Source organism: Streptomyces sp. A012304 (genome assembly GCF_026008495.1).
In the GTDB taxonomy this organism is placed as follows: domain Bacteria; phylum Actinomycetota; class Actinomycetes; order Streptomycetales; family Streptomycetaceae; genus Streptomyces.
In genome coordinates this window covers 1-26,831 of the sequence record NZ_BQUN01000049.1, presented here as the reverse complement: position 1 = coordinate 26,831, position 26,831 = coordinate 1, and the positions used below count along the sequence as shown (strand labels likewise).

Sequence of the window (26,831 nt, the reverse complement as noted above, 5' to 3'; positions counted from 1 at the left end):
CGGGGGCGCGGCCGGGGTGTCCGCGGACGTGGGGTCGGGGGCCGGGGGCGCGGCCGGGGTGTCCACGCAGGAGCTGTCCAAGGAGCAACAGGAATGACGACCGCGGAATCCGAGTCGCCCTCGTCCCGGGCGGGGACGTTCGACCTCGCCGCCCTGCTGGCCGAGCGCGGAGCCGAGCGCTACGAGCTGCACGGCAGGTACCTCAACCACCAGCTGCCGCGCATGCTGCACACCATCGGCTTCGACAAGGTCTACGAGCGGGCCGAAGGCGCCTACTTCTGGGACGCGGACGGCGACGACTACCTGGACATGCTCGCCGGGTTCGGGGTGATGGGCCTCGGCCGCCACCACCCCGTGGTCCGCCAGGCGCTGCACGACGTCCTGGACGCCCAGCTCGCCGACCTGACCCGGTTCGACTGCCAGCCGCTGCCCGGCCTGCTCGCCGAGAAACTGCTCGCCCACAGCCCGCACCTGGACCGGGTGTTCTTCGGCAACAGCGGCACGGAGGCCGTCGAGACCGCGCTGAAGTTCGCCCGGTACGCCACCGGCAAGCCACGGGTCCTCTACTGCGACCACGCCTTCCACGGCCTGACCACCGGCTCGCTGTCGGTCAACGGCGAGACCGGCTTCCGCGACGGGTTCGCCCCGCTGCTGCCCGACACCGCCGTGCCCCTCGGTGACCTCGACGCCCTCGCGCGGGAGCTGCGGCAGGGCGATGTGGCCGCCCTGATCGTGGAGCCGATCCAGGGCAAGGGCGTGCACGAGGCCCCGCCCGGCTATCTGCGCGCCGCCCAGGAGCTGCTGCACCGGCACAAGGCGCTGCTGATCGCGGACGAGGTGCAGACGGGGCTCGGCCGCACCGGCGACTTCTACGCCCACCAGCACGAGGAGGGCGTCGAACCGGACCTGGTGTGCGTGGCGAAGGCGCTCTCCGGCGGCTATGTGCCGGTCGGGGCGACGCTCGGCAAGGACTGGATCTTCAAGAAGGTCTACTCCTCCATGGACCGGGTGCTGGTGCACTCGGCGAGCTTCGGCGCCAACGCCCAGGCGATGGCCGCCGGTCTGGCCGTGCTGTCGGTCATGGAGAACGAGCAGATCGTCGCGAACGCCCGGGCGACGGGGGAGCGGCTCAGAACGCGGCTCGCCGCGCTCATCGACACCTACGAGCTGCTCGCCGATGTGCGCGGGCGGGGCCTGATGGTCGGCATCGAGTTCGGACGGCCGACGTCGCTCGGACTGCGCAGCCGGTGGACCATGCTCCAGGCGGCCCGCAAGGGTCTGTTCGCGCAGATGGTGGTCGTCCCGCTGCTCCAGCGCCACCGGATCCTCACCCAGGTCTCCGGCGACCGCCTGGAGGTGATCAAGCTGATCCCGCCGCTGATCATCGGCGAGCGGGAGGTGGACCGGTTCGTCGACGCGTTCACCGCCGTGATGGACGACGCCCACAACGGCAGCGGGCTGATCTGGGACTTCGGCAAGACACTGATCAAGCAGGCCGTGGCCAACCGGTAGACCACCCGCTTTTGCCTCTGAGGCAAGAGATTTGCCGCAGAGGCAAAGGCCGGTGCTGAATGGAGCCATGAGCTCTTCCGCCCCCGAGCCCGTCGGACCCGGGCCCGACGCCCCGGACGGCCCGCCCGCGGACGACCTGCCCGCCGTCGCGCCCCGGCTGCGCGCCCTGCGCCGCCGGGCCGCCCTCACCCTGGAGGCCGCGGCCCGCGCCGCCGGACTGTCGCCCGCCCACCTCTCCCGACTGGAGACCGGGCTGCGGCAGCCCTCGCTGCCGATGCTGCTGGCGCTCGCCCGGGTCTACGGTACGACCGTCTCGGAGCTGCTGGGCGAGACGGTCGCCGACCGGGACGCCGTTCTGCGCGCCGCCGACATGGAACCCACGGCGGCGGGCGGCTGGACGTACTGGCAGGCCGGTGCGCCCGGTCGCGGAATGCAGGCTCTGCGGGTGCGGGTGCCGTACGGCTCGCAGGGCGACATCGTGCGGGTGCACCCCGGCGAGGAGTGGCTGTACGTCCTCACCGGGCGGCTGCGGCTGCGCCTGGGGGACGCCACCCATCTGCTGGCCCCCGGCGACAGCGCGCACTTCGACTCGCTGACCCCGCACCGCATCGCGGCCCAGGACCCCGACGGGGTCGAGCTGCTCTTCGTCCACACCCTGCTGCAGAGCCCGACGGCCGCGCTGTGCCTCGGCCCCACCCCTGGAGGAACACCATGAGCGACCTGGAGGAGCGGTTCCCGCGCAGCCTCTGGATCCGGCTGATCATCTACATCGCGGTGGGACACGTCTTCGCGGCGTTCATCTGGCTGCTCTTCGAGGTCGGGGCCAACCAGTAGCTCGCAGGGGCCGGCCCGTGGCTCACAGGGGCCAACCGGTGGCGCTCAGGAGTGAACCAGTAGCGCTCAGAGGCCAACAGGGGCGCTCGCTCAGTCGAGCAGGCGTGCCCGCAGCAGCTCGCGCGTCCCCGCGTCGAGACCCAGTCCCCGCTCCAGATAGGCGTCGACCCCGCCCCAGGTCTCCTCGATGGTCTCGAACGCCGCCGTGAGGTACTCGACGCGGGCCTCGAAGAGGGGGCTGAGCAGCTCCATCACCTCGGGGGAGTAGGTGTCGGCGGAGGTGCCGTTGCGGTGCACCTTGTAGCGGCGGTGCTTGGCGTTGGACTCCAGGTAGTCGGTGACGATCGCCTCGTGCTCCACGCCCAGGGCGAGCAGCGTCACCGCCACCGACAGGCCGGCGCGGTCCTTGCCCGCGGCGCAGTGCATCAGGGCCGGGACACTGTCCTGCGCGAGCGCGCGCAGCACCCGGGAGTGCTCGGCCGTGCGGTCCTTGATGATCGTGCGGTAGGAGGCGATCATCCGGTCGGCCGCCTTGCCGTCGCCGAGGATCTCGCGCAGCTGGTCGAGGCCGCCGTCGCGGACCATCCGCCAGAACTCGGCGCCGTCCGCCGGGTCGGACAGCGGCAGGTTCACATTGCGCACGCCCGGCAGCTCGACGTCCGGGCCCTCCAGCTTGTGGTCGGCCGCGTTGCGGAAGTCGAAGATCGTGTGCAGGCCGAGGGAGGCGAGGAACGCGGCGTCCTCGTCGGTCGCGTGCGCGAGGTGGCCGCTGCGGAACAGCACGCCGTGCCGCACCCGCCGGCCGTCGACGGTCGGCAGACCGCCCACGTCACGGAAGTTGCGCACACCGGCCAGCTCGGGCTCGGTCGACGGGATCTGCTGCGTCACGGGGGCTCCTCCCTGTCGGTTCCGGTCGGCGCGGCTCGGAGGCCGACGGAACATCTCGACCATACGGCACGGGTGCCGGGCCATCCGGGGTGTCCCCAGGTCAGCGGAGGTCCGCCGATGCGGTGAGGAGTTGCCCGCTGGGATCACCTCCCCTGATGATGTGGATGTTTGATCGCACGTGTTCGAATCAGTGGGGGTTTGATGCCCGAGTCCGCCGTCGACGGCCGTACCTGGCTCCTCTCGGGGCCCGCCAGCAGTTACGCCGTCCATGTCACCGAGGCCGACGAGCTGGTGCATCTGCACTGGGGCGCGCGCATCGCGCTCGCGGACGCCGAGGCCCTCGCCGTCCGCCCGCTGCCGGACTACTGGCCCTTCGAGTCCCCGCTCGACGGCCGCGAGGAGTACCCGGTGGAGGGCGGCGCCCGCTTCGTACGGCCGGCGCTGTCCGTGCGCACCGCCGAGCGGCGCGGCACCGAGTGGACCTTCGCGGGCCACGAGACGGACGGCGACGAGCTGCGGCTGCGCTTCCGCGACGCCGGGCTGGCGATCACCCTGCACTACCGGATGCGCGGCGATGTCGTCGAGCGCTGGACGACCCTGCGCAACGAGGGCGAGCAGCCCCTGGAGCTGCTGCGCGCCGACTCCGCCACCTGGACGCTGCCCGACCGCGACGGCTGGCGCCTGTCCCAGCTGCACGGTCGCTGGGCCGCCGAGTCCCGCCTCGCCCGCTCCCCCCTCACCTATGGCGAGAAGGTCATCGGCAGCCGGCGCGGCCACACCGGCCACCAGCACCTGCCCTGGGTCGCCCTCGACACCGACGCGACCGAGGAGCACGGGGAGGTCTACGGCTGCGCCCTGGGCTGGTCCGGTTCCTGGCGGATCGCCGTGGCCCAACTCCCCGACGCGCGCGTGCAGGTCACCGGCGGCGCCGGGTACGACGATTCGGGCCTGCTGACGCTGGCGGCGGGGGAGTCCTTCACCACGCCCGTCTTCGCCGGGCTGTGGTCCGACGGCGGCTTCGGCGGCGCGAGCCGCGCCTGGCACGCCTACCAGCTGGCGCACATCGTCCCCGGGGCCGACCGCGACCGGCCCGTGCTGTTCAACTCCTGGGAGGCGACCTGGTTCGACATCTCCGAGGAGCAGCAGACGGCCCTCGCGCGGCGCGCCGCGGCCATCGGCGTCGAACTGTTCGTGGTCGACGACGGCTGGTTCGGGGCGCGCACCGGCGACCACGCCGGGCTCGGCGACTGGACGCCCAACCCCGACCGCTTCCCGCACGGACTCAAGCCGCTCGCCGACCAGGTGCACGCCCTCGGTATGCAGTTCGGCATCTGGGTCGAGCCGGAGATGGTCAACCCGGACAGTGAGCTGTACCGGGCGCACCCCGACTGGGTGCAGTTCCAACTCGGTCGAAAGCGGACGGAACTGCGCAATCAGCTCGTACTCAACCTGGCCCGCGAGGACGTCCAGGAGTACCTCTGGCAGCAGCTGGACACCCTGCTGTCCAGTGCGCCCATCGACTACGTCAAGTGGGACTTCAACCGCTGCTTCACCGACGCCGGCTGGCCGGACGACCCCTATCCCCAGCGGCTCTGGGTCGACCACGTGCGGGCCCTGTACGCGTTGTTGGACCGGCTGCGGGCGGCCCATCCGGGCGTGGCGTTCGAGTCCTGCTCGGGCGGCGGCGGGCGGATCGACCTCGGGATCATGAGCCGCGCCGACCAGGTGTGGACCTCCGACAACACCGACCCGCTGGACCGGCTCGCCATCCAGCACGGCTTCACCCAGATCCACCCCGCGCGGACGATGGCCGCCTGGGTCACCGACAGCCCCAACGCGCAGCTCAACGGCCGGGTGAGCTCGCTGCGCTTCCGGTTCGTCAGCGCCATGGCCGGTGTGCTCGGCATCGGCGGCGATCTCACCGAGTGGACCGAGGAGGAACTCGCCGAGGCCCGGCGGTGGGTGGAGCTCTACAAGGAGATCCGGCCCGTCGTGCAGCGGGGCGACCTCTACCGGCTGCGGCCCCCGGAGGGCGGGCTGAGCGCCGTGCAGTACGTGCGCGGGGAGGAGTCGGTCGTCCTCGCGTGGCTCCAGGCGCAGCGCCACGGTGAGCCGGTTCCCGCGCTGCGGCTGCGTGGACTCGACCCGACAGCCTCGTACGAATGCCGTGAAACGGGCGAAATTCATCGGGGTGCGGTGCTGTTGCACCACGGGCTGCGCACCGGGTTGCGCGGTGACCTTGATGCGTCGGTTATCCGTCTGCGTCGCATCTGAGAATTCTGTCCGGATTGGCTATTTCGTTCCAACTCGCTCTGGAATAAGGAAACCTGGAGAGACGTCACGTGAGGAGCGTCATATTCGTGACCGTACGTCGTCCGTCATGTTCACGTAATGGTGGCGCTTTTCGCGGGAGTTAGGGAAAAGACGAGCCTTTTGATTCACGCAGTGTGACAGGGAATTCTCACAGCGGATCAAGAGAAAGGCGTCGACAGCGCAACCTTCGCTTGTCCCTGTGCGTCTTGGTCGCTTACGTTCCACCCCAATCCGGACGGACGCCGAATCCTGCCGCCGCCCGGAGCCCGGACCACTCACCCGTGCACGGCAGGAGCGGGGGACCCACAGGTAGAACCGCCTGTCCCGGTCTCCGGAAACAGGCTTGGGGTAAAGCCGTGCCTCGGCGCGGCCGGACATCTCCAGTCCGCACCCGACAGCTCACCTCGCAGGCGCCGGAGAGGAATTCGTCATGCCCGCGAAGGGTAAGCACCGCCGACCGAAGACCCAGCGCTTCACCCGTTCCATCGCCGTCGCCGGAACCGGAGGTGCCGCGCTCGCCCTTCCGCTGATGGGTGCCACCGGCGCCCAGGCCGCGCCGGCCCAGTCGGCGGGCCAGTCGGTTTCCGCCGCCTCGGAAAAGGTCGTCCAGTCCGTTCCGGTGGCACGGCAGACCGCCGCCGAGGCGACGGCCGCGACGGGCACCCGGACCTACACGGTCCGGACCGGCGACTACCTCTCGAAGATCGCGGACGAGCAGAAGGTCAGCGGTGGCTGGCGGAAGCTGTACGCGGACAACCGTGAGGCCGTCGGCGACGACCCGTCCCTGATCCACCCGGGCCTGAAGCTGTCGATCGGCAAGAAGGCCACGACCGGCACCACCAAGTCGCCGTCCGGTTCGTCGTCCTCCTCGAAGTCCTCGAAGTCCTCGGGGTCCTCGGGGTCCAAGTCCGCGAAGTCCACGAAGACCTCCAAGTCCTCCAAGTCCTCGCAGGCTTCCGAGGCTTCGAAGGCCTCCTCGTCGAACGCCTCGACCACCCAGGCCACCGACAGCGCGAACACCGCCGGCGGGTACGCCAGCCCGGTCGCGGGCGCCACCGTCGGCACCCCGTACCGGATGTCCGGCAGCATGTGGTCCAGCGGCTACCACACCGGTGTCGACTTCGTCGTCCCGACCGGAACCTCGCTCAAGGCCGTCGGCGCGGGCACGGTCGTCGCCGCGGGCTGGGGCGGCGCGTACGGCAACCAGGTCGTCATCAAGCTCAGCGACGGCTACTACGCCCAGTACGCCCACCTCTCGCAGCTCTCCGTCTCGGTGGGGCAGACCGTGGGCGCCGGCCAGCAGATCGGCCTGTCCGGCGCGACCGGCAACGTGACCGGCCCGCACCTGCACTTCGAGATCCGCACCACGCCGGACTACGGCTCGGACGTCGACCCGGTCGCCTACCTCCGCTCGCACGGCGTCTCCGTCGGCTGACCCCGCGCGGCACCTCCCGCCTGACACGCCACCGAAGGCCGGACCCCGATCCCGGGTCCGGCCCTCGGTGTGTCCGGCCGGGGGTCGACACCGGGGCGGGAGCACGGCACAGTGATCCCTGTCAGCGCAGCAAGCGCTTTCTATGCGAGGAGGAGCCGTTTCCTATGACGACCACCCGCAGGGCCTTCGGCGCCCTCGCCGCGGGCGCCGCCCTGGCCGCCCTCGCACCCACCGCCCCCGCGAGCGCCGCGCCCCTGCACCGGCGGCCGATCGCCCACGACGACTTCCGCCACGGTCTGCGCCAGTGGGCCGTCGAACTGGAGCGGGGCGGCACGGTCACCGCCTCCCGCGGCGTCCTGGAGGTCGACGTGCCCGCCGGCGCCACGATCTGGTTCCGGCGGCGGCTGGAAGGGCCGTACGTCCTGGAGTACACCGCCACCCCGGTCTCCGAGGGCGGCGTCAACGACCGTGTCTCCGACCTCAACAACTTCTGGAACGCCGTCGACGTCCGCTCCCCGGACGACCTGTTCGCCACACCGAGGGGCGGGACGCTGGCGGAGTACGACCACCTCAAGACGTACTACGTCGGCTACGGCGCCAACACCAACACCACCACCCGGCTGCGCCGCTACGTCGGCCAGGCGGGTGTCCGGCCGCTTGTTCACGACTACACCGAGCCGCTGCTCGTGGCGAACGAGCCGCACCACGTCCGTATCGTCTCCGACGGCTCCACCGTGCGGTGGTGGAACAACGGGCGGCTCGTCTTCGACCACGACGACCCGGAGCCGTACACCGGCGGGCACTTCGCGTTCCGTACCACCTGGAGCCACTTCCGGTTCAGCGGGTTCCGGGTGTGGTCGCTCGCCCGGCGCCCCTGACGGGGGTGCTTGTTCCCAGATTGGCAAATTCTTTAGGAGTGGCTTTTCTCACCGCCCGTCAACCCTTGCCTACGGTCGCGTAGGTCACATTCCACAGTGAATCATGCACTGTTGTGGCAGACGATTCGAAGAATGACAGCAGATCAGTGATCGGGTCGTACGTGGCGGTGGGGGACAGCTTCACCGAGGGCGTCGGCGACCCCGGCCCCGACGGGGCGTTCGTCGGCTGGGCCGACCGGTTCGCGGTACTTCTCGCGGACCTGCGGCCCGAGGGCGACTTCCGGTACGCGAACCTGGCGGTGCGCGGCAAGCTGCTCGACCAGATCATGGCCGACCAGCTGCCGAAGGCGGTGGAGCTCGCGCCCGACCTCGTCTCCTTCTGCGCGGGCGGCAACGACATCCTGCGCCCCGGCACCGACCCGGACGAGGTCGCCGAGCGTTTCGAACAGGCCGTCGCCGCGCTGACCGCGGCGGCCGGCACGGTCATGGTGACGACCGGCTTCGACACCCGCGGCGTGCCCTTGCTCAAGCACCTGCGCGGCAAGATCGCCACCTACAACGGGCACGTCCGCGCCATCGCCGACCGGTACGGCTGCCCGGTGCTCGACCTGTGGTCCCTGAAGTCGGTGCAGGACCGGCGGGCCTGGGACCACGACCGGCTCCATCTCTCACCCGAGGGGCACACGCGCGTGGCGCTGCGCGCCGGGCAGGTCCTCGGCCTCGAGGTGCCGGCCGACCCCGAGCAGCCCTGGCCGCCGCTCCCGCCGCGCGGCACGCTGGACGTCCGGCGCGACGACGTGCACTGGGCACGCGAATACCTGGTGCCGTGGATCGGGCGCCGGCTGCGCGGGGAGTCCTCGGGCGACCACGTGACCGCCAAGGGCACCCTGTCGCCGGACGACATCAAGATGCGGATCGCCGCGGTGGCGTGATCGGCGCAGGCGGCACGGGACGCGGGACCGCCGCGCCGGACACCCTTCAGCGGATGAGCTGTCGGCCGGTCCGGGCGGCGTGTTCCGCACCGGCTCCGCCGGGGAGTGCCGTCGCGGAAGCCGGGCGTGGGGCGTCTCGTGGGTGCCGTCGCGGCCGTGTCGTCGCCGACGCTCCACCAGTGAGGTGATCGCCCGGGAGTGGTGCGCCCGTGGTGGGCGGGGCGGGTGCTGGGATGGCCGGGCATCGTCCCCCCACCCGAAGGAACGGTCCGCATGTTCCGTCCCCGCACGTCCGTCACCGTCGCCGCCGTGGTGCTCCTCGCGCTCGGTCTGCCGGCCGTCGCCGCGCCCGCGGCCGCCGCGCTGCCCGACCGGCCCGCCGTGGGGAGCCTCGCGCCGAGCCCCGCCACGATCTCCGTGACCGGAGAGGGCAGCGCGAGCGCCGACCCCGACCTCGCGATCGTCGGCGCCGGTGTCGAGGTCCTCGCCGCGACCCCGCAGACGGCCCTGGACGCCCAGAACAAGGCCGCCGACGCCCTGCTCGGCGCCGCCCGCCGCAAGGGCGTCGCCGCGCGGGACGTCCGTACGGAGAGCATCTCCCTCAGCCCTGTCTACGACCACACGGGCGGCGCCTCCCGCCTGGAGGGCTACCGGGCCGCGCAGTCCTTCTCCGTGAAGGTCCGCGAGGTGGACCGGACGGGGGCGGTCCTCCAGGCGATCACCGACGCCACGGGCGAGGCGGGCCGCATCACCTCGGTCGTCTTCGACCTGTCCGACCCCGTCCCGCTCATGGCCCGCGCCCGTGAGGCCGCGCACGAGGACGCCCGTGCCAAGGCCGAGCAGTACGCGCGGCTCAGCGGCCACCGCCTCGGCCGGCTCGTCTCCCTCAACGAGGACGCCTCCGGCTACCCCCGCCCCACCCCCGCGGCCACGGAGATCTCCGCGGCGGCCGCCGACGGCGTGTCCGTCGCCCCGGGCGTGATCCGCGCGACGACGACCGTGACGGCGGTGTACGAGCTGATCTGAGCCGGGGCGGGTCGGTGCGTCGGCGGGCCCTGTGGAGCGTTCGGTGTTCGTGTGTGCTCGACGCCCAGGTCTGTGAGCCGGGAAGGTCCCGCTTACCGGCGGGGCCTGCGGCGTGCTCAGCGCTCGTGCGCGCTCAACGCCCCTGTCTCCAGCCCGAGTTCCCGGGCCAGGGCTTCGTCGACCCACTCCCGCGCCCGTGCCCGGGACACCGCGCCCCCGTAGGACGTCAGCTGCACGGCCAGCCCGTCGAGCAGGGCCGTCAGTCGCAGCGCCGTGCCGGAGGGGTCCGGGCAGTGGAACTCGCCCGCGGCCACACCCTCCGCGATCACCTCCATGAGCGCCGCCTTCCACTGCCGGTCCAGGTCGCGGGCGACCTCCCGCAGCGCGGGCTCGCGCAGCGACACCGCCCAGCCCTCGATCCACAGCCGCCAGCCCTTGGCCTGACCCGACGGCGCGTACCAGCGCACGGCCGAGCGCAGCCGGCGCAGCGCGGTCGTGCGGCGGCCGAGCAGCTTGCGCAGACGCGCGAGGTCGTCCTCGGCGGCGTACGCGAACGCCGCGGCGACGAGTTTCTCCTTGGTGGCGAAGTGATAGAGCACCAGCGCGTTGCTCACACCGAGCGTCGCGGCGACGTCGGCGATCCTGACCGCCGTCACGCCCCGCGCCTCGATCTGCTCGATGGCGGCCCGCAGCAGCTCCTCGCGCCGCTCGGCCACACTCAACCGGACCCTTGTCACGCGGTCACCCTAGTCCGTCGACCTGAGAGCCGCCCGAGGACGCCCGCTCGGGGCGGTGCCGGCCGAACCGCTCCTCGATCAGCGGCAGCCGGCGGGCGGCGAGGGCGTGCGCGGCGGCCCGGGGCGTCGTCCCGTCGGCCTCGGCACGGGTCAGGACCAGCTCCACGAGGGTGCGCATCGAGCGACGTACGTGCGCGAACGCCTCGTCCGCGTCCGGGCCGACGTCACCGAACAGCGTCCACCACCACCAGGCGTTCGTGCCCGAGTTGACGACCACGTCGGGCAGCACGCACACCCCGCGCGCGTGGAGCGCCTCCTCCGCCTCGGGCAGGACGGGCATGTTGGCCGCCTCGACGATCCAGCGCGCCGTGATCCGCTCCTGCTCGGCGGGTCCGATCGCGTACGACACGGCCGCCGGCACCAGCACCTCCGCCTCGGCCGCCAGCCACGCGTCGCCGGGCAGCAGGCGGTCACCGGGGCGCAGGGCGGACCGGTCGACGGTGCCGTGGCCGTCCCGCGCGGCCAGCAGCGCCTCCACGTCCAGGCCCGCCGGGTTGGCGATCGTGCCCTTGACGTCGGCGACGGCGACGACCCTGAGCCCCGCGCGCGCCAGGAACCGCGCGGTGGCCCCACCCATGGTGCCCAGCCCCTGGAGGGCGACCCGCGCCCCGCCGCGCGCCACCCCGGCCCGGTCCAGGGCCGTGAGCACCGACTCGGCCACCCCCGAGCCGCCGACCAGCTCGTCGAGACCGATGCCGTCCACCTCGACCGCGAACGCGTCCGCGAGCCGCGCGCGGGCGGCGGCCTCGTCGTCGAGCAGCGGGTAGACGGCCTGCACGCTCGACACGAGCCCCACCTCCGCGGCGGCCCGGTCCACCAGGTCCTGGCTCAGCCCCAGGTCCTCCCCGGTGGTCCAGCAGCTCTCCACGTACGGCCGCACCGCCCGCAGGTACCGCACCAGCAGCCCGTACGCCTCGGGGTCCCGGGGATCGCAGTCGATGCCGCCCTTGGCGCCGCCCAGCGGTACGTAACGCGCCGCCGGGTCGTAGTGCAGCGCCTCCTTCAGGCTCATGCCGCGGGCCAGTCCGGTCACTTCCTCCAGGGTGCACCCCTCGCGCATGCGCAGCCCCCCACTGCACACACCCCGCACGAGCCGGTCCACGACGAGGAAGCCCCGCCGGCCGGTGACGTCGTCGGTCCAGGTGAGGGACAACAGGGGTGCGGTCATACGGGCTCCTCCACGCGGACCGCGCGGGCGCGGCGCCCGCCGGGACGACGGCCCGCTGTTACTGAATGGTAGGTCAGTATCGAGAGCCCGTCACCACCGCGTCGGAGCCGGTCCGTCCGCCCTCGTGACCAGGCCGGTCCGGTGATGTCGCAGGGGCCGACCATAATGGGAATCCTCAGCGACTCGACCTGGAGGTACCGTGGCCGGATCCCGTTCCCCGAGCCCCGGGCTCAGCGCACTGCGGCCCGAGGCGTTCGGCGCGGACCCGAGCGGTGAGCGCCTGGCGCGCATTCGCAGATCACCCCACTTCAAGGACGGGGTCTTCCAGAACCCCGGCGGCCCCGCGCGCACCCGCCCCTCCGGCTCGGCGCTCGACTTCGCGAAGGTCTTCTTCGACAAGGAAACCCGCCCCCGCCGCGCCCCCACGGGCACGGTGCCGGTGCACGCCACCACCCTCGCCGACCTCGCCAAGCCGCCCGCCACGGGCCTGCGCCTGACGTGGATGGGCCACTCCAGCGTGCTCGCCGAACTGGACGGCCGACGGGTGCTGTTCGACCCGGTCTGGGGCGAGCGCTGCTCCCCGTTCCCCTTCGCCGGCCCCAAGCGGCTGCACCCGGTCCCGCTCCCGCTGGCCGCGCTCGGCCCGATCGACGCCGTCGTCATCTCACACGACCACTACGACCACCTCGACCTGCCCACGATCAAGCAACTGGCGGGCACGGACACCGTGTTCGCGGTGCCGCTCGGCGTCGGCGCCCATCTGGAGCACTGGGGCGTGGCCCCCGGCCGACTGCGCGAACTGGACTGGCACGAGAGCGCCGAGATCGCCGGTCTGACCTTCACCGCCACACCGGCCCGCCACTTCTGCGGCCGGGGCCTGCGCAACACGCAGCACACCCTGTGGGCGTCCTGGGTCGTCGCCGGTGACGAGCACCGCGTCTACCACAGCGGCGACACCGGCTACTTCGAGGGTTTCAAGGACATCGGCGCCGCGTACGGCCCGTTCGACGCCACCATGATCCAGATCGGCGCGTACTCCGACTTCTGGCCGGACATCCACATGACGCCCGCGCAGGGCCTCCAGGCCCATCTCGACCTCCAGGGCGGCGAGCCCCACGGCGTGCTGCTGCCGATCCACTGGGGCACCTTCAACCTCGCCACGCACGCGTGGGCGGAGCCGGGGGAGTGGACGAAGGACGCGGCGGACGAGGCCGGGCAGGCGGTGGCCTCGCCACGGCCCGGGGAGCCGTTCGAACCGGCGGGGAAGCTGCCCGCCGAGGCCTGGTGGCGGGCGGTCTCCGCGCCCCTTCAGCGCCCGTGGCGCCGCTCCGGGGGACCGGCCGCCGCGCCGGCCGCGCAGGGCGATCTGGACCTCGCCGGGGAGGTGTGAACCGGGGTGGACGATCTCCTGAGCGCAACCGGCAGCGGCAGCGGGCCCGTCCCCGGCTTCACCGGGCTGCCCGGCGGCGTCGCCGTCTCGCACCTGTCGGTGTACGACTGGCCCGCCGCCGACGGCGTGTGCGGCGGCACCCCGCATCTGCATCTGACCTGCTCGGAGGCGTACGTCGTCACCGGCGGGCGCGGCTCGGTGCAGACGCTGACGACCTCCGGCCACCAGGTCACCGAGCTGCGGGCGGGCACGGTCGCCTGGTTCACGCCCGGCACCGTCCACCGGCTGGTCAACGAGGACGAGCTGCGGATCACCGTGCTCATGCAGAACAGCGGGCTGCCGGAGGCGGGCGACGCGGTCCTCACCCTGCCACCGGAGTACCTGACCGATCCGGAGACGTACGCGCGGGCCACCGTCATTCCGGCGGACGCGCCCGAGGAGGAGCGGGAGCGGGCCGCCCGGGCCCGGCGCGACCTGGCCCTGGAGGGCTTCCGGGCGCTGCGCGAGGCGGAGGGGCCGGACGCGCTGGCCGCGTTCCACCGGGCCGCCGCCGCCCTCGTACGGCCGAGGGTCGCCGAGTGGCGCGAGCGGTGGCGGCGGGGTGCGCAGGCCGCCGCCCGGGCCACCGGGGAGCAGCTCGACGCGCTGGAGCGGGGCGACGTCACGTACTTCGGGGACGCCGTCGTGCGGTCGCGGCAACCCTCCGAACACGGCAGGTTCGGGATGTGCGGGCGGCTCGACGTCTACGACAACTGACCGTTCGCGGGCGCCCGTCGTCGACAGGCGCGTCCGCGCGGTCCGCGATCCGCTCCGGCGTCACCCCGGGCGCGGTCTCGACGGGAACGAGGCCGTCCGGGGTGACGTCGAGGACGCCGAGGTCCGTGATGACGCGGTCCACGCGCTGACCCTGTTCACGGAAACAGGACCTTTCCCGGGGGAGTTCAGGAACGCAGGGCGTCCGAGACGGACTTCACGCCGCCGTGGGCGGTGAGCCCGCCGTCGACGGGGATCTCGGCGCCGGTGATGAAGGACGCCTCGTCGGACAGCAGGAAGACGACGAGCGGGGCCACCTCCGCCACCGTTCCGGTGCGGCCGAGCGGGGTCTCGCGGATGTTGGCCGCGCGGAACGCGGGGGCGGCGGAGGCGGTCATCTCGGTCTCGATGAAGCCCGGATGGACGGTGTTCACCCGGATCCCGCGCGGCCCGAGCTCCGTCGCGGCCGCCTTCGACAGGCCGCGCAGCGCCCACTTGCTGGCCGTGTAGGCGACCGGGTAGTGGCCGGTGAGCGCGGCCGTCGAACCGACGTTCACGATCGACGAGCCGGGCGGCATGAGCGGCACCAGGTGCTGGATGCCCAGCAGGGCTCCGGTGACGTTGACGGCGTGGACCCGGTCGAAGTCCTCCGCCCGCACCTCGTCGAGCCGGGCCCGCCAGGTGATGCCCGCGTTGTTGACCAGCCCGTGCACGCCGCCGTACGACTCCCGCAGCCGCGCGGCGAGTGCGGCCCAGTCCCGGCCGCTGGTGACGTCGAGCCGGTGGCAGTCGCCCGTCGGCTCGACATCGGTGGCGATCACCCGGGCGCCCTCCCGGACGAGGGCCTCGACCTCGGCGGCGCCCTGGCCCCGGGCGGCTCCCGTCACGACGACCACCTTGCCCAGCAACCGCTGGGGACGCGGCTCCGTCACGGCCGTTCCCGGGCGCGTCGGCGGGCGGAGGGAACGGGGACCGGCTCGGTGCCGGCCACCACCGTGTTGGACACCGAGCCGAGGCCCTGAACGGTGAGGGTGACGATGTCCCCGGGTGTCAGCGGCGGCGGGTTCCGCTCCCCGCGCAGGCCCCACAGCTCGGCCAGGCAGCCGCCGTTGCCGCAGGTGCCGGATCCCAGCACGTCACCCGGGCGCACCCAGGTGCCGCGCGAGGCGTAGGCGATCATCTCCTCGAACGTCCAGCTCATGTTGGACAGCAGGTCCTTGCCGACGACCTCGCCGTTGACCTCGGCGGTCAGGGCGAGCCGCAGGAACCCCTCGTCGTCGCGGTACTGCTCCAGCTCGTCGGCGGTGACGAGGTACGGGCCGAGCGTGGTGGCGGTGTCCTTGCCCTTGCACGGGCCGAGACGGACCTGCATCTCCCGGGACTGGAGGTCACGCGCCGACCAGTCGTTGAGGATCGTGTAGCCGAGGATGTGGTCGCGGGCCTGCTCGGGCGTGAGGTCGCGGCCCGCGCGGCCGACGACGACCGCCACCTCCAGCTCGAAGTCCAGCACCCGCGAACCCGGCGGCACGGGCACGTCGTCGTACGGGCCGACGACGGCGTAGGGGTTGGTGAAGTAGAACGTCGGGGCGTCGTACCAGGCCTCGGGCACGCCGGCGTCCCCGTCGACCGAGCGCCGGACGCCCTCCACGTGCTCCTCGAAGGTGACGAAGTCCCGGACGGTGGCGGGCTCCAGCGGCGGCAGCAGCCGGACGTCCGACAGCGGCACCGCCGGGCCCGCGGGCCGCGCGCCGGGCGCGTCGAGCGGCGAGGTGCCCTCCGGCAGCGGCCGTACGACGTCGCCCTCGACCACGCCGCAGTGGCGCCGGCCCGCGTGCAGGTAGCTGGCTATGCGCATCCGGGCCTCACACCGGCGGGGCGACGAACACGCCGCGGTCGACGTCGTTGAAGGACTCCTTGGCGACCAGCTCGTTCATCGCGTTGGCCGTGCCCCACTGGTCGGTGACCTCGGGCTGGGAGAAGTCGTAGACGTGCGGATGCCAGGTGTCCTCGTCGAGGACCTCCAGCTCCGTCGTGTACTCGACGGTGTTGCCGTGCGGGTCCAGGAAGTAGGTGAAGGTGTTGTCGCCCGCCAGGTGCCGGCCCGGCCCCCAGACCTTGCGCACGCCGGCCCGCATCACCCGGCCGGAGCCGCGCATGTACTCGTCCAGGCCGCGCAGCTCGAAGGAGATGTGGTGCAGGGAGGTGTGCGGGCCCCTGGCGATGGCCATGGAGTGGTGCTGGTTGCTGATCCGCATGAAGTGCATGACCTCGCCCATGTGCGGTGAGCTGAGCGTGTCGGAGAGGCGGAAGCCGAGGTGGCGCTCGTACCACTCCCGGGTGCGGTCCAGGTCGGGGGAGTTGAGGACGACGTGCGACAGCTTGACCGGGATCGACTCCTTCTCCTCGATCCTGCGGTGCTGCCTGACCTCGACGTCGGCGGAGACCTCGATGGTGCGGCCGTCGACGTCGAAGAAGCGGAAGCCGTAGCCGCCGCCGGGGGTGTGGATCTTGCCCGGCCGGGAGATCAGCCGCACGCCCTGGGAGAGGAGCCGCTCGGCGAGGGTGTCCACGTCCTCGGGGGTGGCGGCGCCGTAGGAGACGAGGTCGAGGCGCTTCTCCTCGGCCTTGCGCAGCCGGACGACGTACTGCTCGGGGGAGCCCTCGGCGGCGAGGAAGGAGATCCCGGAGTCCTCGGCGACCTTGGTCAGGCCCCAGACGCCGGCGTAGAAGTCGAGCTGCTTGTCGTAGTCGGGCACGGCGAGGTCGACGTGCCGCAGATGGGTGAGCAGTCGGGCGCTCATGGCGGATTCCTCCTGTGGGGGGTCAGGCGAGACGCAGCAGTGAGACGGCGTTGCCGCCGCGTACGGCTTCGAGGTCGGCGTCGAGCAGACGGGCGGCGCGCAGCGCGCCCAGCGGGTCCTCGGTTCCCATGTCGAAGGGGAAGTCGGAACCGAGCAGCACCCGGTCGGCACCCGCGGCATCGATCAGCGCGCGCAGGACGCGCGGGTCGTGGACGAGGGAGTCGAAGTACAGTCGGCGCAGATAGCTGCTCGGCGGGTGGGCGCAGCCGGCACCCGCGTCGGAGCGGGTCGACCAGGCGTGGTCGGAGCGGCCGACGTGGGTGGGGAGGTAGCCGCCGCCGTGCGCGGCGATCAGCCTCAGTCCGGGATGGCGGTCGAGCACGCCGGAGAAGATCAGATGGGACAGCGCGACGGCGTTCTCGGCGGGCTGGCCGACGGTGTTGGACAGGTACCACCGGTCCAGGCGCTCGTCGAGCGTGCAGCCGAAGGGGTGCAGGAAGAGGAGCGCGCCGGTCTCCTCGGCCAGCGCCCACAACGACTCGTACGCCGGGTCCGACAGCTCGCGCCCCGGCGCGTGGCTGGAGATCTCCACGCCCCGCAGGCCCTGGTCCAGGGCGTGCCGCAGCGCGCGCACCGCCTGCCGCGGGTGCTGCAACGGCGCCAGGCCCAGTCCGTACAGCCGGGTCGGCGCCTGGGCGCAGTGCGCGGCCGTCGCCTCGTTGGCGAGCCGGTACACCTTCTCGGCCGTCTCCTCGTCCGCCCAGTAGTGGTAGTGCGAGGGGGAGGGGCTGACCAGCTGCACGTCGACGCCCTGCGCGTCCATCGCGGCCAGCCGCAGGGCGACGTCGGTCATCCGGGGGGCGCGCTCGCGGACCATGGGGCCGTTGACGGCGAGGGCCGCGGGGCCGTTGCGGCGGGCATCGAGCTCCCGGGCCCGCGCCGCCCCCGGCAGGTCCGCCACCAGGGCGTCGACCTCGGGCAGCAGGACGTGGGCGTGCACGTCCACGGTGGGTGTCGTCACGGACGCTCCTTGAGGAGGTTCATGGTGCGGCCGATGAGGCCGGGCACGTCGGCGTCGCGCACACCGTCCAGCTGCCACTGCCCGAGCTGCACGGAGGCCTCGACGACGGCCCGCACCCGGGGGATGCGGCGGTCGTGGTAGGTCTGGAACAGCTCGTCGTCCCAGTCCCGTCCGCCGGTGAGCAGCTCGGCGAGGACCGAGGCGTCCTCCAGGGACATCGCGGCGCCCTGGGCGAGGGTGGGCGGGCAGCAGTGGGCGGCGTCACCGATCAGCACCACCCGGCCCCGGTGCCAGGGGCCCTCCACCAGCAGCCGGTCGAACCAGGTGTAGTTGACCTTCTTCGGGTCGGTGATGTGCCGGGTGATCTCCGGCCAGTGGCCGCCGTAGTGCCGGGCCAGGCGGCGCATCTCGTCGGCATGGGTGTCCGGGGCGATGGAGGCGCGGTCGCGGCACGCCTCGACGACGTAGGCGTAGATCGTGTGCTCGCTGGTGGGGGTGTAGCCCGCGATGTAGGCCGGGCCGCCGTAGGCCAGGTCGGCGCGGTCCAGTCCCTCGGGGCGGGGCGCGGCGATCCGCCAGATGGCCATGCCGGTGGGTTCCGGCTTGTCCGTGACGCCGATCGCGGCACGGGTGGCGGAGTTGCGGCCGTCGGCGCCGATCACCAGGTCGTAGCGGCCCTCGGTGCCGTCGCTGAAGCGCACGCGGACGCCGTCGGCGTCCTGCTCCAGCGAGGTGGCGGTGGTGCCGAGGCGGACGCCGGCGCCCGAGGCGCGGACCGCGTCGATGAGGATCCGCTGGAGCTGGGGGCGTTGCAGGCCGAGGGTGGCGGGCAGGTCCTCGCCGCCGGTTCTGATGTCCTCGGCGACGAACAGGACGGTGCCGTCGGGGGCGGTGACGCCGAGCGAGCCGAAGGCGAATCCGGAGGCCTTCACCCGATCCCACACACCGAGTTCGCGCAGTACCCGCAGGGCGTTGCCCTGGAGGGTGATACCGGAGCCGGTGGTGGCGTTCCAGTCCGGCCTGGCCTCGATCAGATCGACGGCGAGGCCGGCGCGGCGCAGCAGGACGGTGACGGCGTTGCCGGAGGCGCCACCGCCGATGACGAGGACGCTGCGGGATGTGGTCATGGGGAACTCCCTCGTTCCGCTGGTTACTTGACGGCGACCGGGTTGACCGGGGATCCGACGGCGCCGGTGATGGGAAGGGGGGCCGCGGTGAGCCAGAACTCGTACACGCCGTCCGCCGCGCAGTCCTCGGCGAGCGCGTCCGGGTCCCACATCTCGCCGATGAGCAGACCCATGTGGGGGATGACGACCTGGTGCAACGGCTGGAAGGCGTGGTCGAACTCGTTGGGCCGGACCTCGAAGCCCCAGGTGTCGGTGGCGATCGCGGCGATCTCGGCGCGGTGCAGCCAGCCGGCGGTGGTGAACGACAGACCGGGCGCGGGCCCGCCCGCGTACTCGCCCCAGCCCTCGCGCCGGACCCGGGTGAGCTGCCCGGTGCGCACGACGACGAGGTCACCGCGTGCGACGCTCACCCCGTGCGCCTCGGCCGTGGCGGTCAGATGCTCCTCGGTGATCGCGAAACCGTCGGGCAGCTCCCCGTCGTCGCCGACGACCCGGCCGACGTCGAGGAGGACACCGCGTCCGGCGACGTACGGTGCCATGTGCTCGATGCCGGTGACGAGGTCGCCGTCGGAGGTGACGACCTTGTCGGCCCGCCGCCCGTTCCAGGCGACGCCGTGGTCGAAGATGTGCCCGAGCCCGTCCCACTGGGTGGAGCACTGCAACGGCATCGCGATCATGTCGTCGGCGCCGCCGATGCCGTGCGGGAAGCCCTGGTTGCCGAGGGCGGCGTCGGTACCGGTGTCGAGCATGGTGTGCACCGGGTTGGTGCGCCGCCGCCAGCCCTTCTGCGGACCGTTCATGTCGAAGCGCTGCGACAGGGAGAAGCTGACGCCGCGTCGGACGAGGGCGGCGCCTTCACGGCGCTTGGCCCGGTCGAGGAAGTTGAGGGTGCCGAGGACGTCGTCCTCGCCCCAACGACCCCAGTTGGAGCACGCCTTGGCGGCCTCGGCGATCGCGCTCTCGGGATCGAGGCGGTTCACACGCCCTCCTGGACACAGCGGGTGCGCTGGGCGCCGAGCCCGGTGATCGAGGCGTCCATGACGTCGCCGTCGCGCAGCAACCGCCCCCAGTGGATGCCGTTCCCCGCCGGGCTGCCGGTCAGCACCAGGTCTCCGGGCAGCAGCCGGGCGGTCCGCGAGATGTACGACACGAGCCGTGCGACGCCGAAGAGCATGTCCTTGGTGGACTCGTCCTGCATGGTCTCGCCGTTGAGCTTCAGCGTGACCCGCAGGTCGCCCGGGTCGGCGATCGACTCGGCGGGCACGATCCACGGGCCGAGCGGGGTGAACCCCGGGGCGTTCTTGCTGCGCAGCCAGTCGGTGCCGATGGCCTTCATGTCCCGGCGGAAGACGGTGGCGCGGTCGGTGAGGTCGTTGGCGATGGTGTACCCGGCGACGTGGTCCAGCGCCTCCTCGACGGACACCCGGTGCGCCGGCCGGGCGATGACGGCCGCCAACTCCAGCTCCCAGTCCGGCTGTTCGGCCCAGGAGGGGAGGACGACGTCGTCGTACGGGCCGGTGAGCGCGCTCGGCAGGCCGATGAAGACGTACGGCAGGTCCTCCGCCGCCCGCCGGTCCATGACCGCGGCGATCTCGGCGCGGGCCTCCTCGACGGTGCGCGGGTCGTCGGGGGCGCGGTGGGCGACCTCCAGGTCGATCACGTGCTGCCGGTAGTTGGCGCCCGACTGGAAGATCTGCCGCGGCTCGACCGGGGCGTGCGTCCGCAGGCCGTCGAGCGGCCGCCGGGCGGCGGAGTCGTCCGCGGCGAGGGTGCGCAGGCGGGGGAGCACCTCGTCCCAGCGCTCCAGCAGGGCGCGGGTGGTCAGGGCCGGGTCGTCGAGCGCGGCCCGCAGGTCGAGCGCCCGGCCGTCCGGGGTGACGAGGGCCGGGTAGGGGGCCCCGCCGGTCGCCGAGACGGTGGCGAGGGCGAAGGGACCGGCGAAAGGAGCGGACGGGGCGGCGTGTTTCACGAACGTGTCCTCCTCGTGGCGAGGGGACCAATCTGACCCCGCCCCGCGTAATCTGGGAAATCGATTCGATGGATGATCAACATCCATACCGTTTATGTGTCGCCTTCTGCCTCGCCCCTCTGCCTCGGTCCTCGTCCCTCTGGAGCGCGTCGTGAACCTGGCCAGCCTCGACCTCAACCTCGTCGTCGCCCTGCGGGCGCTGCTGGAGGAACGCAACGTGACCCGGGCCGGCCGCCGCGTCGGTCTCAGCCAGCCCGCGATGAGCGCCGCCCTGGCCCGGCTGCGCCGCCACTTCGACGACGACCTGCTCTCCCGCGTCGGCGGCCACTACGAGCTGACCGCCCTCGGGCAGGTCCTTCTCGACCGCACCTCAGCCGCCTGTGACCTGCTGGAACGCCTCTTCACCAGCCAGTCCGGCTTCGACCCCGCCACCGCCTCCCACGAGTTCACCCTGATGGCCTCGGACTACGCGGTCGCCGTCTTCGGCTCCGAACTCGCCCGCGAGCTGCACCGGGAGGCGCCCGGCGTCCGGCTGCGCTTCCGGCAGACCCCGACCGATGTCGTCGACATCGCGGGCACCCTCCTGAGCACCACCGACGGCCTGTTCATACCGCACGGCGTCATCAGCGGCTTCCCCACCACCGAGCTCTACCGGGACAACTGGGTCTTCCTCGTCGCCGAGGGCAACCCGGAGGTCGGCGAGGAACTCACACCGCAGGACCTGGCGCGGCTGCCCTGGGTGACCTACCAGCGCACCTACGACGCCCCGGCCGTCCGTCAGCTCGGCATGCTCGGCATCGAACCCACGGTCGAGATCTCCGTGGACACCTTCTCGGTGCTGCCCTTCATGGTCGCCGGCACCCGCCGGATCGCCCTCGTCCAGGAACTCCTCGCCGAACGCCTGCGCGGCACCGCCCCCGTGCGGATCATGAAGCCGCCCTACGACGCCGTCCCGCTCCAGGAGGCGCTGTGGTGGCATCCCGTCCACACCCACGACGCCGCGCACATCTGGCTGCGCGAGACGGCCGCCCGGGTCGCCGCCCGCGTCGGCGGGCAGGGCAGGAGCGGCATCCACGGGACGGATGAAGGTGATCGGGCAAATCGATCGCGCGACGCCTAGGCGCCGGGGACCGCCTGGCCCATAGTCGGTGCAGTTCCTGACGCCCGCCGACGCGGGCGCAGTCCCCTCGGGTGCGCCGGTACCCCGCGGCATGGCGCGAGGCCATCGCGGCGGTACGGCCCAGCACCCCTGGCCACCGCCCGTGGAGCCCCGTATGCCTGGATCCGTCTCCGTGCCCGCGTCCGCCGACAACGCCGCCCCTGCCGCCGTCGAGAACCCGGGGCGGTCGCGCGCCGCGCTCCTGATGGCCGGCAGCTGTCTGCCGGTCCTCGGTGCCGTCCTGATCGCCCCGGTCCTGCCGAAGATGCAGGACCACTTCGCGTCCGTGCCCGGCGCCAAGACCCTGGTCCCGGTCGTCCTCACCGTCCCCGCGCTCGCCCTCGCCCTGCTGGCCCCCTTCGCCGGTGTCGTCGTCGACCGCCTGGGACGCAAACGCCTCCTGGTCGTCGCGACCGTCCTGTACGCCGTGTTCGGCACCGCCCCGCTGTGGCTGGAGTCGCTGGGCGCGATCGTGGCCAGCCGGGTGCTGGTGGGCATCGTCGAGGCCGCCATCATGACCTGCTGCACCACACTGATCGGCGACTACTACTCGGGCCGGGTGCGCGAGCGCTACCTCGCTCTGCAGACCATGTGTGCCTCCGCCTCGGCCACCGCGTTCTTCGTGATCGGTGGCGCGGTCGGCTCGGCCGGCTGGCGGGCCCCCTTCTGGATCTACGCCGTCGGCCTGCTGCTCGCGCCCGCCATGGCCGCCGCGCTGCCCCGGCCCCGCGCGACCCCGAGTGCGGACGAACCGGCCGCGCCCGCCCGCCCGTTCCCGGTGCGGCGCCTCGCCGGCATCTGCGCGCTGACGGTCTTCGGCGCGATGGTCTTCTACACCGTGCCCGTCGAGATGTCGTACCTGCTCGACGACCTGGGCGTGGAGTCCAGTGGCCTGATCGGCCTCGCCACCGCGCTCGCCAGCGCCGCCACCGTCGCCGGTTCGATCGCCTTCACCAGGCTGCCCGGGACGCCGGAGGGCCGGCTGCCCGCGCTGTTCGCCGTCTGCGCCGCCGGGTTCCTGGTGATCGGTCTGTCCGGCAGCCCCGCGCTCCTGATCGCGGGCGCGGTCCTCAACTGCCTCGGCACCGGCGTCCTGCTGCCTTCCCTGCTCACCGCGGCGATGTCCCGGCTCGAGTACGCCGACCGCGGCCGCGGCACCGGCCTGTGGACGGCGGCGTTCTTCTTCGGCGAGTTCGTCTGCCCACTGGTGCTGATCGGCCTGGACTCCGCCCTGGGCGGCCTGGCCACGGCGGTCGGCGCGCTGGGCGTCGCCTCGGCTCTGGTGGCTGCCGGAATGCTGTCGGCCCGCCGCCTCCGGCGCTGATCGAAGCCTCGAACGACCGGGGGGTACGGTGGGCGCCATGTCCCCCACCCCCCGCTGGCTCAGCCCGGAAGAGCAACGGGCCTGGCTGGCCTACGTCGACTTCACCACCCTCCTGGCCGACTACCTCAACCGCCAGTTGCGGCGCGACGCCGGGATGACGCACGCCGACTACAGCCTTCTGGCGCATCTCTCCTCGGCGCCCGGGGACGCGCTCGGCATGTCCGAGCTGGCCCGGCGGCTGAAGATCACCCGCAGCCGCCTCACCCACGCCGTCAACCGGCTGAGCGAGGCGGGCCTGGTGGACCGCCGGGAGGACCCGGCCGACGGCCGCGGCCAGGTCGCCGTCCTCACTCGGGAGGGCCGGGCCCTGCTGGAGGAGGCCGCCCCCGGCCACGTCGAGGCCGTGCGGCGCACCGTGTTCGACGCCCTCACCCGGGAGCAGGTGCGTCAGTTCGCGGAGATCGGTGAGGCCATCGGTGAGGCGCTGCACCAGGTGGAGAGCGTCGAGGCGGATCCGGCGGTGCTTCCTTGGCGGCGCCGGTAGCCTCCACCGAATGTGTTTGATGAATCAAACGAATGCTCGGGCCGATGTGATTGAGGGTTCAAGCGAACACCCGTCTCGACAGTACGAGAAGTGAAGGCCACGGCCGATACGTTGAGTGACATTCCGGGGGTCGTCGTCAAGCGTGGGGAGCCCTCGACGGACTGAAAGGGGGCGCCGGGTCGCCGGACGACTCACGGTGGAGGGCGGTTGAGGGGTGAGGGACCCCCGGCGGCCCTCCGTTCGTTTGTGACCGCCTCCGACCAGGCCTGATCGACTTCTTTCCGTACGACGTCCGGCCGAATCGGCGGCTTATCGGTCTTTCGTGCGAGACCTCATACCAGAGCGGGACGCTCCCTGGGGGACTTTGTCAACTGCCCACCGCACATGATGCCTTGGCGACTACTGTGAGTGTCCGTCGGGCGACGTGCGGTCGAATTCTCGGCTCTCTCGACCGACACCGCCCTGGCGCACACCAGAGTCGCGCACCCCGCGCGAACACCCACGCCCGACGGACTGACAGTACGAGGACACCGATGTCTCACCTCCGCGCACCGACCGCACGCGCAGACCGCCGTGAGGGCGGACGGCACGGACGACCGGTCGCCCGCACCGCACCCGCACCGGCCGAGACCCATATACGGCCCCAGCTGCTCCGGCTCGCCGTGCTGCCCCCGACCGCCGTCGCCCTCAGCGCCTGCGCGGCCGTGCTGTTCATCGTGCGCTCCACCGGAGTCCGCGCCAGCACCACCCTGTGGGCCGTCCTGGCCGGCGCGGTCACGGTGACCACCGTGGGCATCCTGATCGCGGCCGTGGCCGCCGACCGCGCCGCCCGCTCGGTCACCGACCGCCTCACCGCCCTGCGCCGCAGCAGCGCGCGCGGCGAGGCCGATCTGCGCTCCCTGGTGGACACCCTGCGCCGCGGCGAGGTCCCCGCACAGCGCAAGGCGCGCAGCGGGCCGCCCGCCGACGCCGACGAGTTCGAACTGCTCGCCGCCGACCTGGCCCACGCGCACGACGGCGCCGTCACCGCCGTCGTGCAGGCCGCGCAGCTGTCCAGCCAGGCCGGCAGCGAACAGAAGCTGGAGGTGTTCGTCAACCTCGCGCGGCGCCTTCAGTCGCTCGTGCACCGTGAGATCTCCATCCTCGACGAGCTGGAGAACGAGATCGAGGACCCCGACCTGCTCAAGGGCCTCTTCCACGTCGACCACCTCGCCACCCGCATCCGCCGCCACGCCGAGAACCTCGCCGTGCTCGGCGGGGCCGTCTCCCGGCGGCAGTGGAGCAACCCGGTCTCCATGACCGAGGTGCTGCGCTCCGCCATCGCCGAGGTCGAGCAGTACTCGCGGGTCCGGCTGGTGCCGCCGATCGACGGCGAGCTGCGCGGGCACGCCGTCGCCGACGTCATCCACCTGCTCGCCGAACTCGTCGAGAACGCCACGGTGTTCTCCGCCCCGCACACCCAGGTGCTGCTGCGCGCCAACCTCGTCACCTCCGGGCTCGCCGTCGAGGTCGAGGACCGCGGACTGGGCCTGCCCGTCGAGGAGCAGAGCCGGATGAACGCCCTGCTCGCCGACCCCGACCAGGTCAACGTCGGCCGACTGCTGGCCGACGGCCGCATCGGCCTCTTCGTCGTCTCCCAGCTCGCCCGCCGCCACGGCATCCGCGTCCGCCTCCAGACCAACATCTACGGCGGTGTCCAGGCCGTACTGGTCGTCCCGCAGGCGCTGCTCGGCTCGACGGGGCTGCCGGTGCCGCGGGGAGAGGAGAGCGGCAACGATCCGAACGGCCAGGGACGACAGCGGCAGACCGACCAGGCCGCCCCGGCCGCCGGGCCTGCCGCGACCGGAGCCGCGCCCGCACCCTCGCCCGCCCGCGGCACCCGAGGCGACGGCACCCGCACGTCCCCCGCGCGCACCCCGCGCGACGCACGACCACCGATCACCGGGCGGACCGTCCCGGCCGGCCGCCGGCCCGCACCGACGGACCCGCGGAACCACCCCTCCCCGACGGGGCTGCGGAACCACCCCTCGCCGGCGGACCCGCAGGCCGCCCCCGCGAACCGACTCTCGCCGGCGGAGCCACAGGCCGCCGCCCCCGCGAACCGTCCCTCGCCGGCGGACCCGCAGGCCGTCCCCGCGAACCCGCAGGCCGCCTCCCCGAACCGGCGCGCCGCGTCGTCGGATCGGCTTTCCCCGTCCCCGGACCCACAACCCGCACTCCTGAACCGTCACGCGGTCCCCGCGGACCCGCAGGCCACTCTCGCGAACCCGCAGGCCGCCCCCGCGAACCCGCAGGCCGCCTCCCCGACCCGCCCTTCCGTGGCCTCGGACCCGCACCCGGCGTCCGCGGCCGAGCGGAGCGCACCCTCGTACTCCGCGTCCGCGGCCGAGCGGACCGCGCCCCCGCACCCCGCCTCCCCGGCCGAGCGGACCGTACCCCCGAACCGGTCCGCCGGTTCCCACCCCCGGCCCGGGGCCACCCTGGGGGGTGGATCGCCTGCCGTGTCGGCCCAGGTGGGGTCGTCCACCCGGCGGCCCGGGCACGACACCCCCCGGGTGGACAGCCGAAACCCGGCCCCCCTGCCCGTCCGTGGCGCCCATGAGCACCGGCCCAACCCGGCGGAGGCGGTGCCCGGTATCCGGCCGGGCGACCGGCCCCGTGTGGAGGAGAACGCGGGTCTCGCCCCCACCCCCCGCGTGGGCGCCGTGCGCGGCACCATGGGCAAACCCCAGCTGCCCCGACGCCGCGCCCAGGAGCACCTCGTGCCCCAGCTGCGCGGCGGCCCCGCCCCCCGCCAGGACGACGACCACGTCGGCCACGACCCCGGCCTGATGGCCGCCTTCCAGCGCGGCGTCGGCCTCGCCGAGACCCAGCTGAGCCTGGAGGCGGACGGCGCGGACCCGACGCCGTATCCGTCGCCCTTGTCCGCGGCACCCCCCGTGCACGCGCCCGCCTCCCCC

General features: G+C 72.9%; 24 protein-coding genes, 1 pseudogene and 1 riboswitch. Of the genes and pseudogenes, 14 read left to right on the top strand and 11 right to left on the bottom strand.

Going from position 1 to position 26,831, the window contains the following annotated elements; genetic code table 11:
• Nucleotides 1-93: 93 nt before the first annotated feature.
• The 3 genes from ALMP_RS11515 to ALMP_RS11505 all read left to right on the top strand — a co-directional run bounded on the left by ALMP_RS11515 (nt 94) and on the right by ALMP_RS11505 (nt 2,346).
• Nucleotides 94-1,512, top strand: a complete 1,419-nt coding sequence (locus tag ALMP_RS11515; RefSeq protein ID WP_264926735.1) for an aspartate aminotransferase family protein — start codon at nt 94-96, stop codon at nt 1,510-1,512.
• A gap of 67 nt (nt 1,513-1,579) precedes the next feature.
• A complete protein-coding gene (locus ALMP_RS11510) occupies nt 1,580-2,227 on the top strand; it encodes a helix-turn-helix domain-containing protein (protein WP_264926734.1) in 648 nt (215 codons plus the stop codon).
• Nucleotides 2,224-2,346 carry a DUF6126 family protein gene (locus ALMP_RS11505; RefSeq protein ID WP_264926732.1) on the top strand — a complete coding sequence of 41 codons (123 nt, stop codon included), beginning with the start codon at nt 2,224-2,226 and terminating at the stop codon, nt 2,344-2,346. Before ALMP_RS11510 ends, ALMP_RS11505 begins: the two co-directional genes overlap by 4 nt.
• A 90-nt stretch (nt 2,347-2,436) precedes the next feature.
• On the opposite strand, the gene ALMP_RS11500 is transcribed toward ALMP_RS11505, so the two are convergent.
• Nucleotides 2,437-3,234, bottom strand: a complete 798-nt coding sequence (locus ALMP_RS11500; RefSeq protein ID WP_264926730.1) for a tyrosine-protein phosphatase — start codon at nt 3,232-3,234, stop codon at nt 2,437-2,439.
• 201 nt (nt 3,235-3,435) lie between these two features.
• On the opposite strand from ALMP_RS11500, the gene ALMP_RS11495 reads away from it, so the two are divergent.
• The 5 genes from ALMP_RS11495 (at nt 3,436) to ALMP_RS11475 (ending at nt 9,818) form a co-directional block, all read left to right on the top strand.
• Nucleotides 3,436-5,508 carry an alpha-galactosidase gene (locus ALMP_RS11495; protein WP_264926728.1) on the top strand — a complete coding sequence of 691 codons (2,073 nt, stop codon included), beginning with the start codon at nt 3,436-3,438 and terminating at the stop codon, nt 5,506-5,508.
• Nucleotides 5,509-5,813: 305 nt separating this feature from the next.
• Nucleotides 5,814-5,973, top strand: a riboswitch (cyclic di-AMP (ydaO/yuaA leader).
• Between the two features lie 4 nt (nt 5,974-5,977).
• Nucleotides 5,978-6,982 carry a LysM peptidoglycan-binding domain-containing M23 family metallopeptidase gene (locus tag ALMP_RS11490; protein WP_264926726.1) on the top strand — a complete coding sequence of 335 codons (1,005 nt, stop codon included), beginning with the start codon at nt 5,978-5,980 and terminating at the stop codon, nt 6,980-6,982.
• 164 nt (nt 6,983-7,146) lie between these two features.
• Nucleotides 7,147-7,860, top strand: coding sequence for a DUF6250 domain-containing protein (locus tag ALMP_RS11485; RefSeq protein WP_264926725.1), 714 nt, complete (start codon nt 7,147-7,149; stop codon nt 7,858-7,860).
• A gap of 146 nt (nt 7,861-8,006) precedes the next feature.
• The gene (locus ALMP_RS11480; RefSeq protein WP_264926723.1) at nt 8,007-8,792 is read left to right on the top strand and encodes an SGNH/GDSL hydrolase family protein; all 786 of its coding nucleotides are present in this window, start codon (nt 8,007-8,009) and stop codon (nt 8,790-8,792) included.
• A 273-nt stretch (nt 8,793-9,065) separates the two neighbouring features.
• Nucleotides 9,066-9,818, top strand: coding sequence for an SIMPL domain-containing protein (locus tag ALMP_RS11475; protein WP_264926720.1), 753 nt, complete (start codon nt 9,066-9,068; stop codon nt 9,816-9,818).
• A 116-nt stretch (nt 9,819-9,934) separates the two neighbouring features.
• Here the strand turns inward: ALMP_RS11475 and ALMP_RS11470 are convergent, their stop codons facing one another.
• Together ALMP_RS11470 and ALMP_RS11465 are read right to left on the bottom strand one after the other, a co-directional pair.
• Nucleotides 9,935-10,555: a TetR/AcrR family transcriptional regulator gene (locus tag ALMP_RS11470; protein ID WP_264926718.1), complete on the bottom strand. Its 621-nt coding sequence runs from the start codon at nt 10,553-10,555 to the stop codon at nt 9,935-9,937.
• A gap of 4 nt (nt 10,556-10,559) precedes the next feature.
• A complete protein-coding gene (locus ALMP_RS11465) occupies nt 10,560-11,783 on the bottom strand; it encodes a Glu/Leu/Phe/Val dehydrogenase dimerization domain-containing protein (RefSeq protein ID WP_264926716.1) in 1,224 nt (407 codons plus the stop codon).
• 199 nt (nt 11,784-11,982) lie between these two features.
• Between ALMP_RS11465 and ALMP_RS11460 the strand changes: the two genes are divergently transcribed.
• Together ALMP_RS11460 and ALMP_RS11455 are read left to right on the top strand one after the other, a co-directional pair.
• Nucleotides 11,983-13,173 carry an MBL fold metallo-hydrolase gene (locus tag ALMP_RS11460; RefSeq protein WP_264926715.1) on the top strand — a complete coding sequence of 397 codons (1,191 nt, stop codon included), beginning with the start codon at nt 11,983-11,985 and terminating at the stop codon, nt 13,171-13,173.
• A gap of 6 nt (nt 13,174-13,179) precedes the next feature.
• Entirely contained in the window at nt 13,180-13,929 is a 750-nt protein-coding gene (locus tag ALMP_RS11455) for a cupin domain-containing protein (protein ID WP_264926713.1), read from the top strand.
• 28 nt (nt 13,930-13,957) lie between these two features.
• Here the strand turns inward: ALMP_RS11455 and ALMP_RS44350 are convergent.
• The 8 genes and pseudogenes from ALMP_RS44350 to ALMP_RS11415 form a co-directional block, all read right to left on the bottom strand.
• Nucleotides 13,958-14,071 (bottom strand): annotated as a pseudogene (locus ALMP_RS44350) (succinyl-CoA--3-ketoacid-CoA transferase); the annotation flags it as partial.
• 43 nt (nt 14,072-14,114) lie between these two features.
• A complete protein-coding gene (locus tag ALMP_RS11445; protein ID WP_264926710.1) occupies nt 14,115-14,858 on the bottom strand; it encodes an SDR family NAD(P)-dependent oxidoreductase in 744 nt (247 codons plus the stop codon).
• A complete protein-coding gene (locus ALMP_RS11440) occupies nt 14,855-15,781 on the bottom strand; it encodes a fumarylacetoacetate hydrolase family protein (protein WP_264926708.1) in 927 nt (308 codons plus the stop codon). The genes ALMP_RS11445 and ALMP_RS11440 overlap by 4 nt, the downstream gene beginning before the upstream one ends.
• A gap of 7 nt (nt 15,782-15,788) precedes the next feature.
• Nucleotides 15,789-16,727: a VOC family protein gene (locus tag ALMP_RS11435; RefSeq protein ID WP_264926705.1), complete on the bottom strand. Its 939-nt coding sequence runs from the start codon at nt 16,725-16,727 to the stop codon at nt 15,789-15,791.
• 22 nt (nt 16,728-16,749) lie between these two features.
• On the bottom strand, nt 16,750-17,748 hold the full coding sequence (locus ALMP_RS11430; protein WP_264926704.1) for an amidohydrolase family protein: 999 nt from the start codon (nt 17,746-17,748) through the stop codon (nt 16,750-16,752).
• Nucleotides 17,745-18,875 (bottom strand): FAD-dependent oxidoreductase, encoded by a 1,131-nt coding sequence (locus ALMP_RS11425; protein WP_264926703.1) that lies wholly within the window; start codon nt 18,873-18,875, stop codon nt 17,745-17,747. The genes ALMP_RS11430 and ALMP_RS11425 overlap by 4 nt, the downstream gene beginning before the upstream one ends.
• A 23-nt stretch (nt 18,876-18,898) precedes the next feature.
• Nucleotides 18,899-19,855, bottom strand: coding sequence for a cyclase family protein (locus ALMP_RS11420; protein ID WP_264926702.1), 957 nt, complete (start codon nt 19,853-19,855; stop codon nt 18,899-18,901).
• The gene (locus ALMP_RS11415) at nt 19,852-20,844 is read right to left on the bottom strand and encodes a fumarylacetoacetate hydrolase family protein (protein WP_264926701.1); all 993 of its coding nucleotides are present in this window, start codon (nt 20,842-20,844) and stop codon (nt 19,852-19,854) included. The genes ALMP_RS11420 and ALMP_RS11415 overlap by 4 nt, the downstream gene beginning before the upstream one ends.
• 151 nt (nt 20,845-20,995) lie before the next feature.
• Between ALMP_RS11415 and ALMP_RS11410 the strand changes: the two genes are divergently transcribed.
• The 4 genes from ALMP_RS11410 to ALMP_RS11395 form a co-directional block, all read left to right on the top strand.
• On the top strand, nt 20,996-21,964 hold the full coding sequence (locus tag ALMP_RS11410; RefSeq protein ID WP_264926700.1) for a LysR family transcriptional regulator: 969 nt from the start codon (nt 20,996-20,998) through the stop codon (nt 21,962-21,964).
• 154 nt (nt 21,965-22,118) lie between these two features.
• Entirely contained in the window at nt 22,119-23,327 is a 1,209-nt protein-coding gene (locus ALMP_RS11405) for an MFS transporter (protein WP_264926699.1), read from the top strand.
• Nucleotides 23,328-23,364: 37 nt separating this feature from the next.
• Nucleotides 23,365-23,871 (top strand): MarR family winged helix-turn-helix transcriptional regulator, encoded by a 507-nt coding sequence (locus tag ALMP_RS11400; RefSeq protein WP_264926698.1) that lies wholly within the window; start codon nt 23,365-23,367, stop codon nt 23,869-23,871.
• Between the two features lie 533 nt (nt 23,872-24,404).
• Nucleotides 24,405-26,831 (top strand): ATP-binding protein (locus ALMP_RS11395; RefSeq protein WP_264926696.1); only part of this gene is annotated, 2,427 nt, incomplete at its 3' end.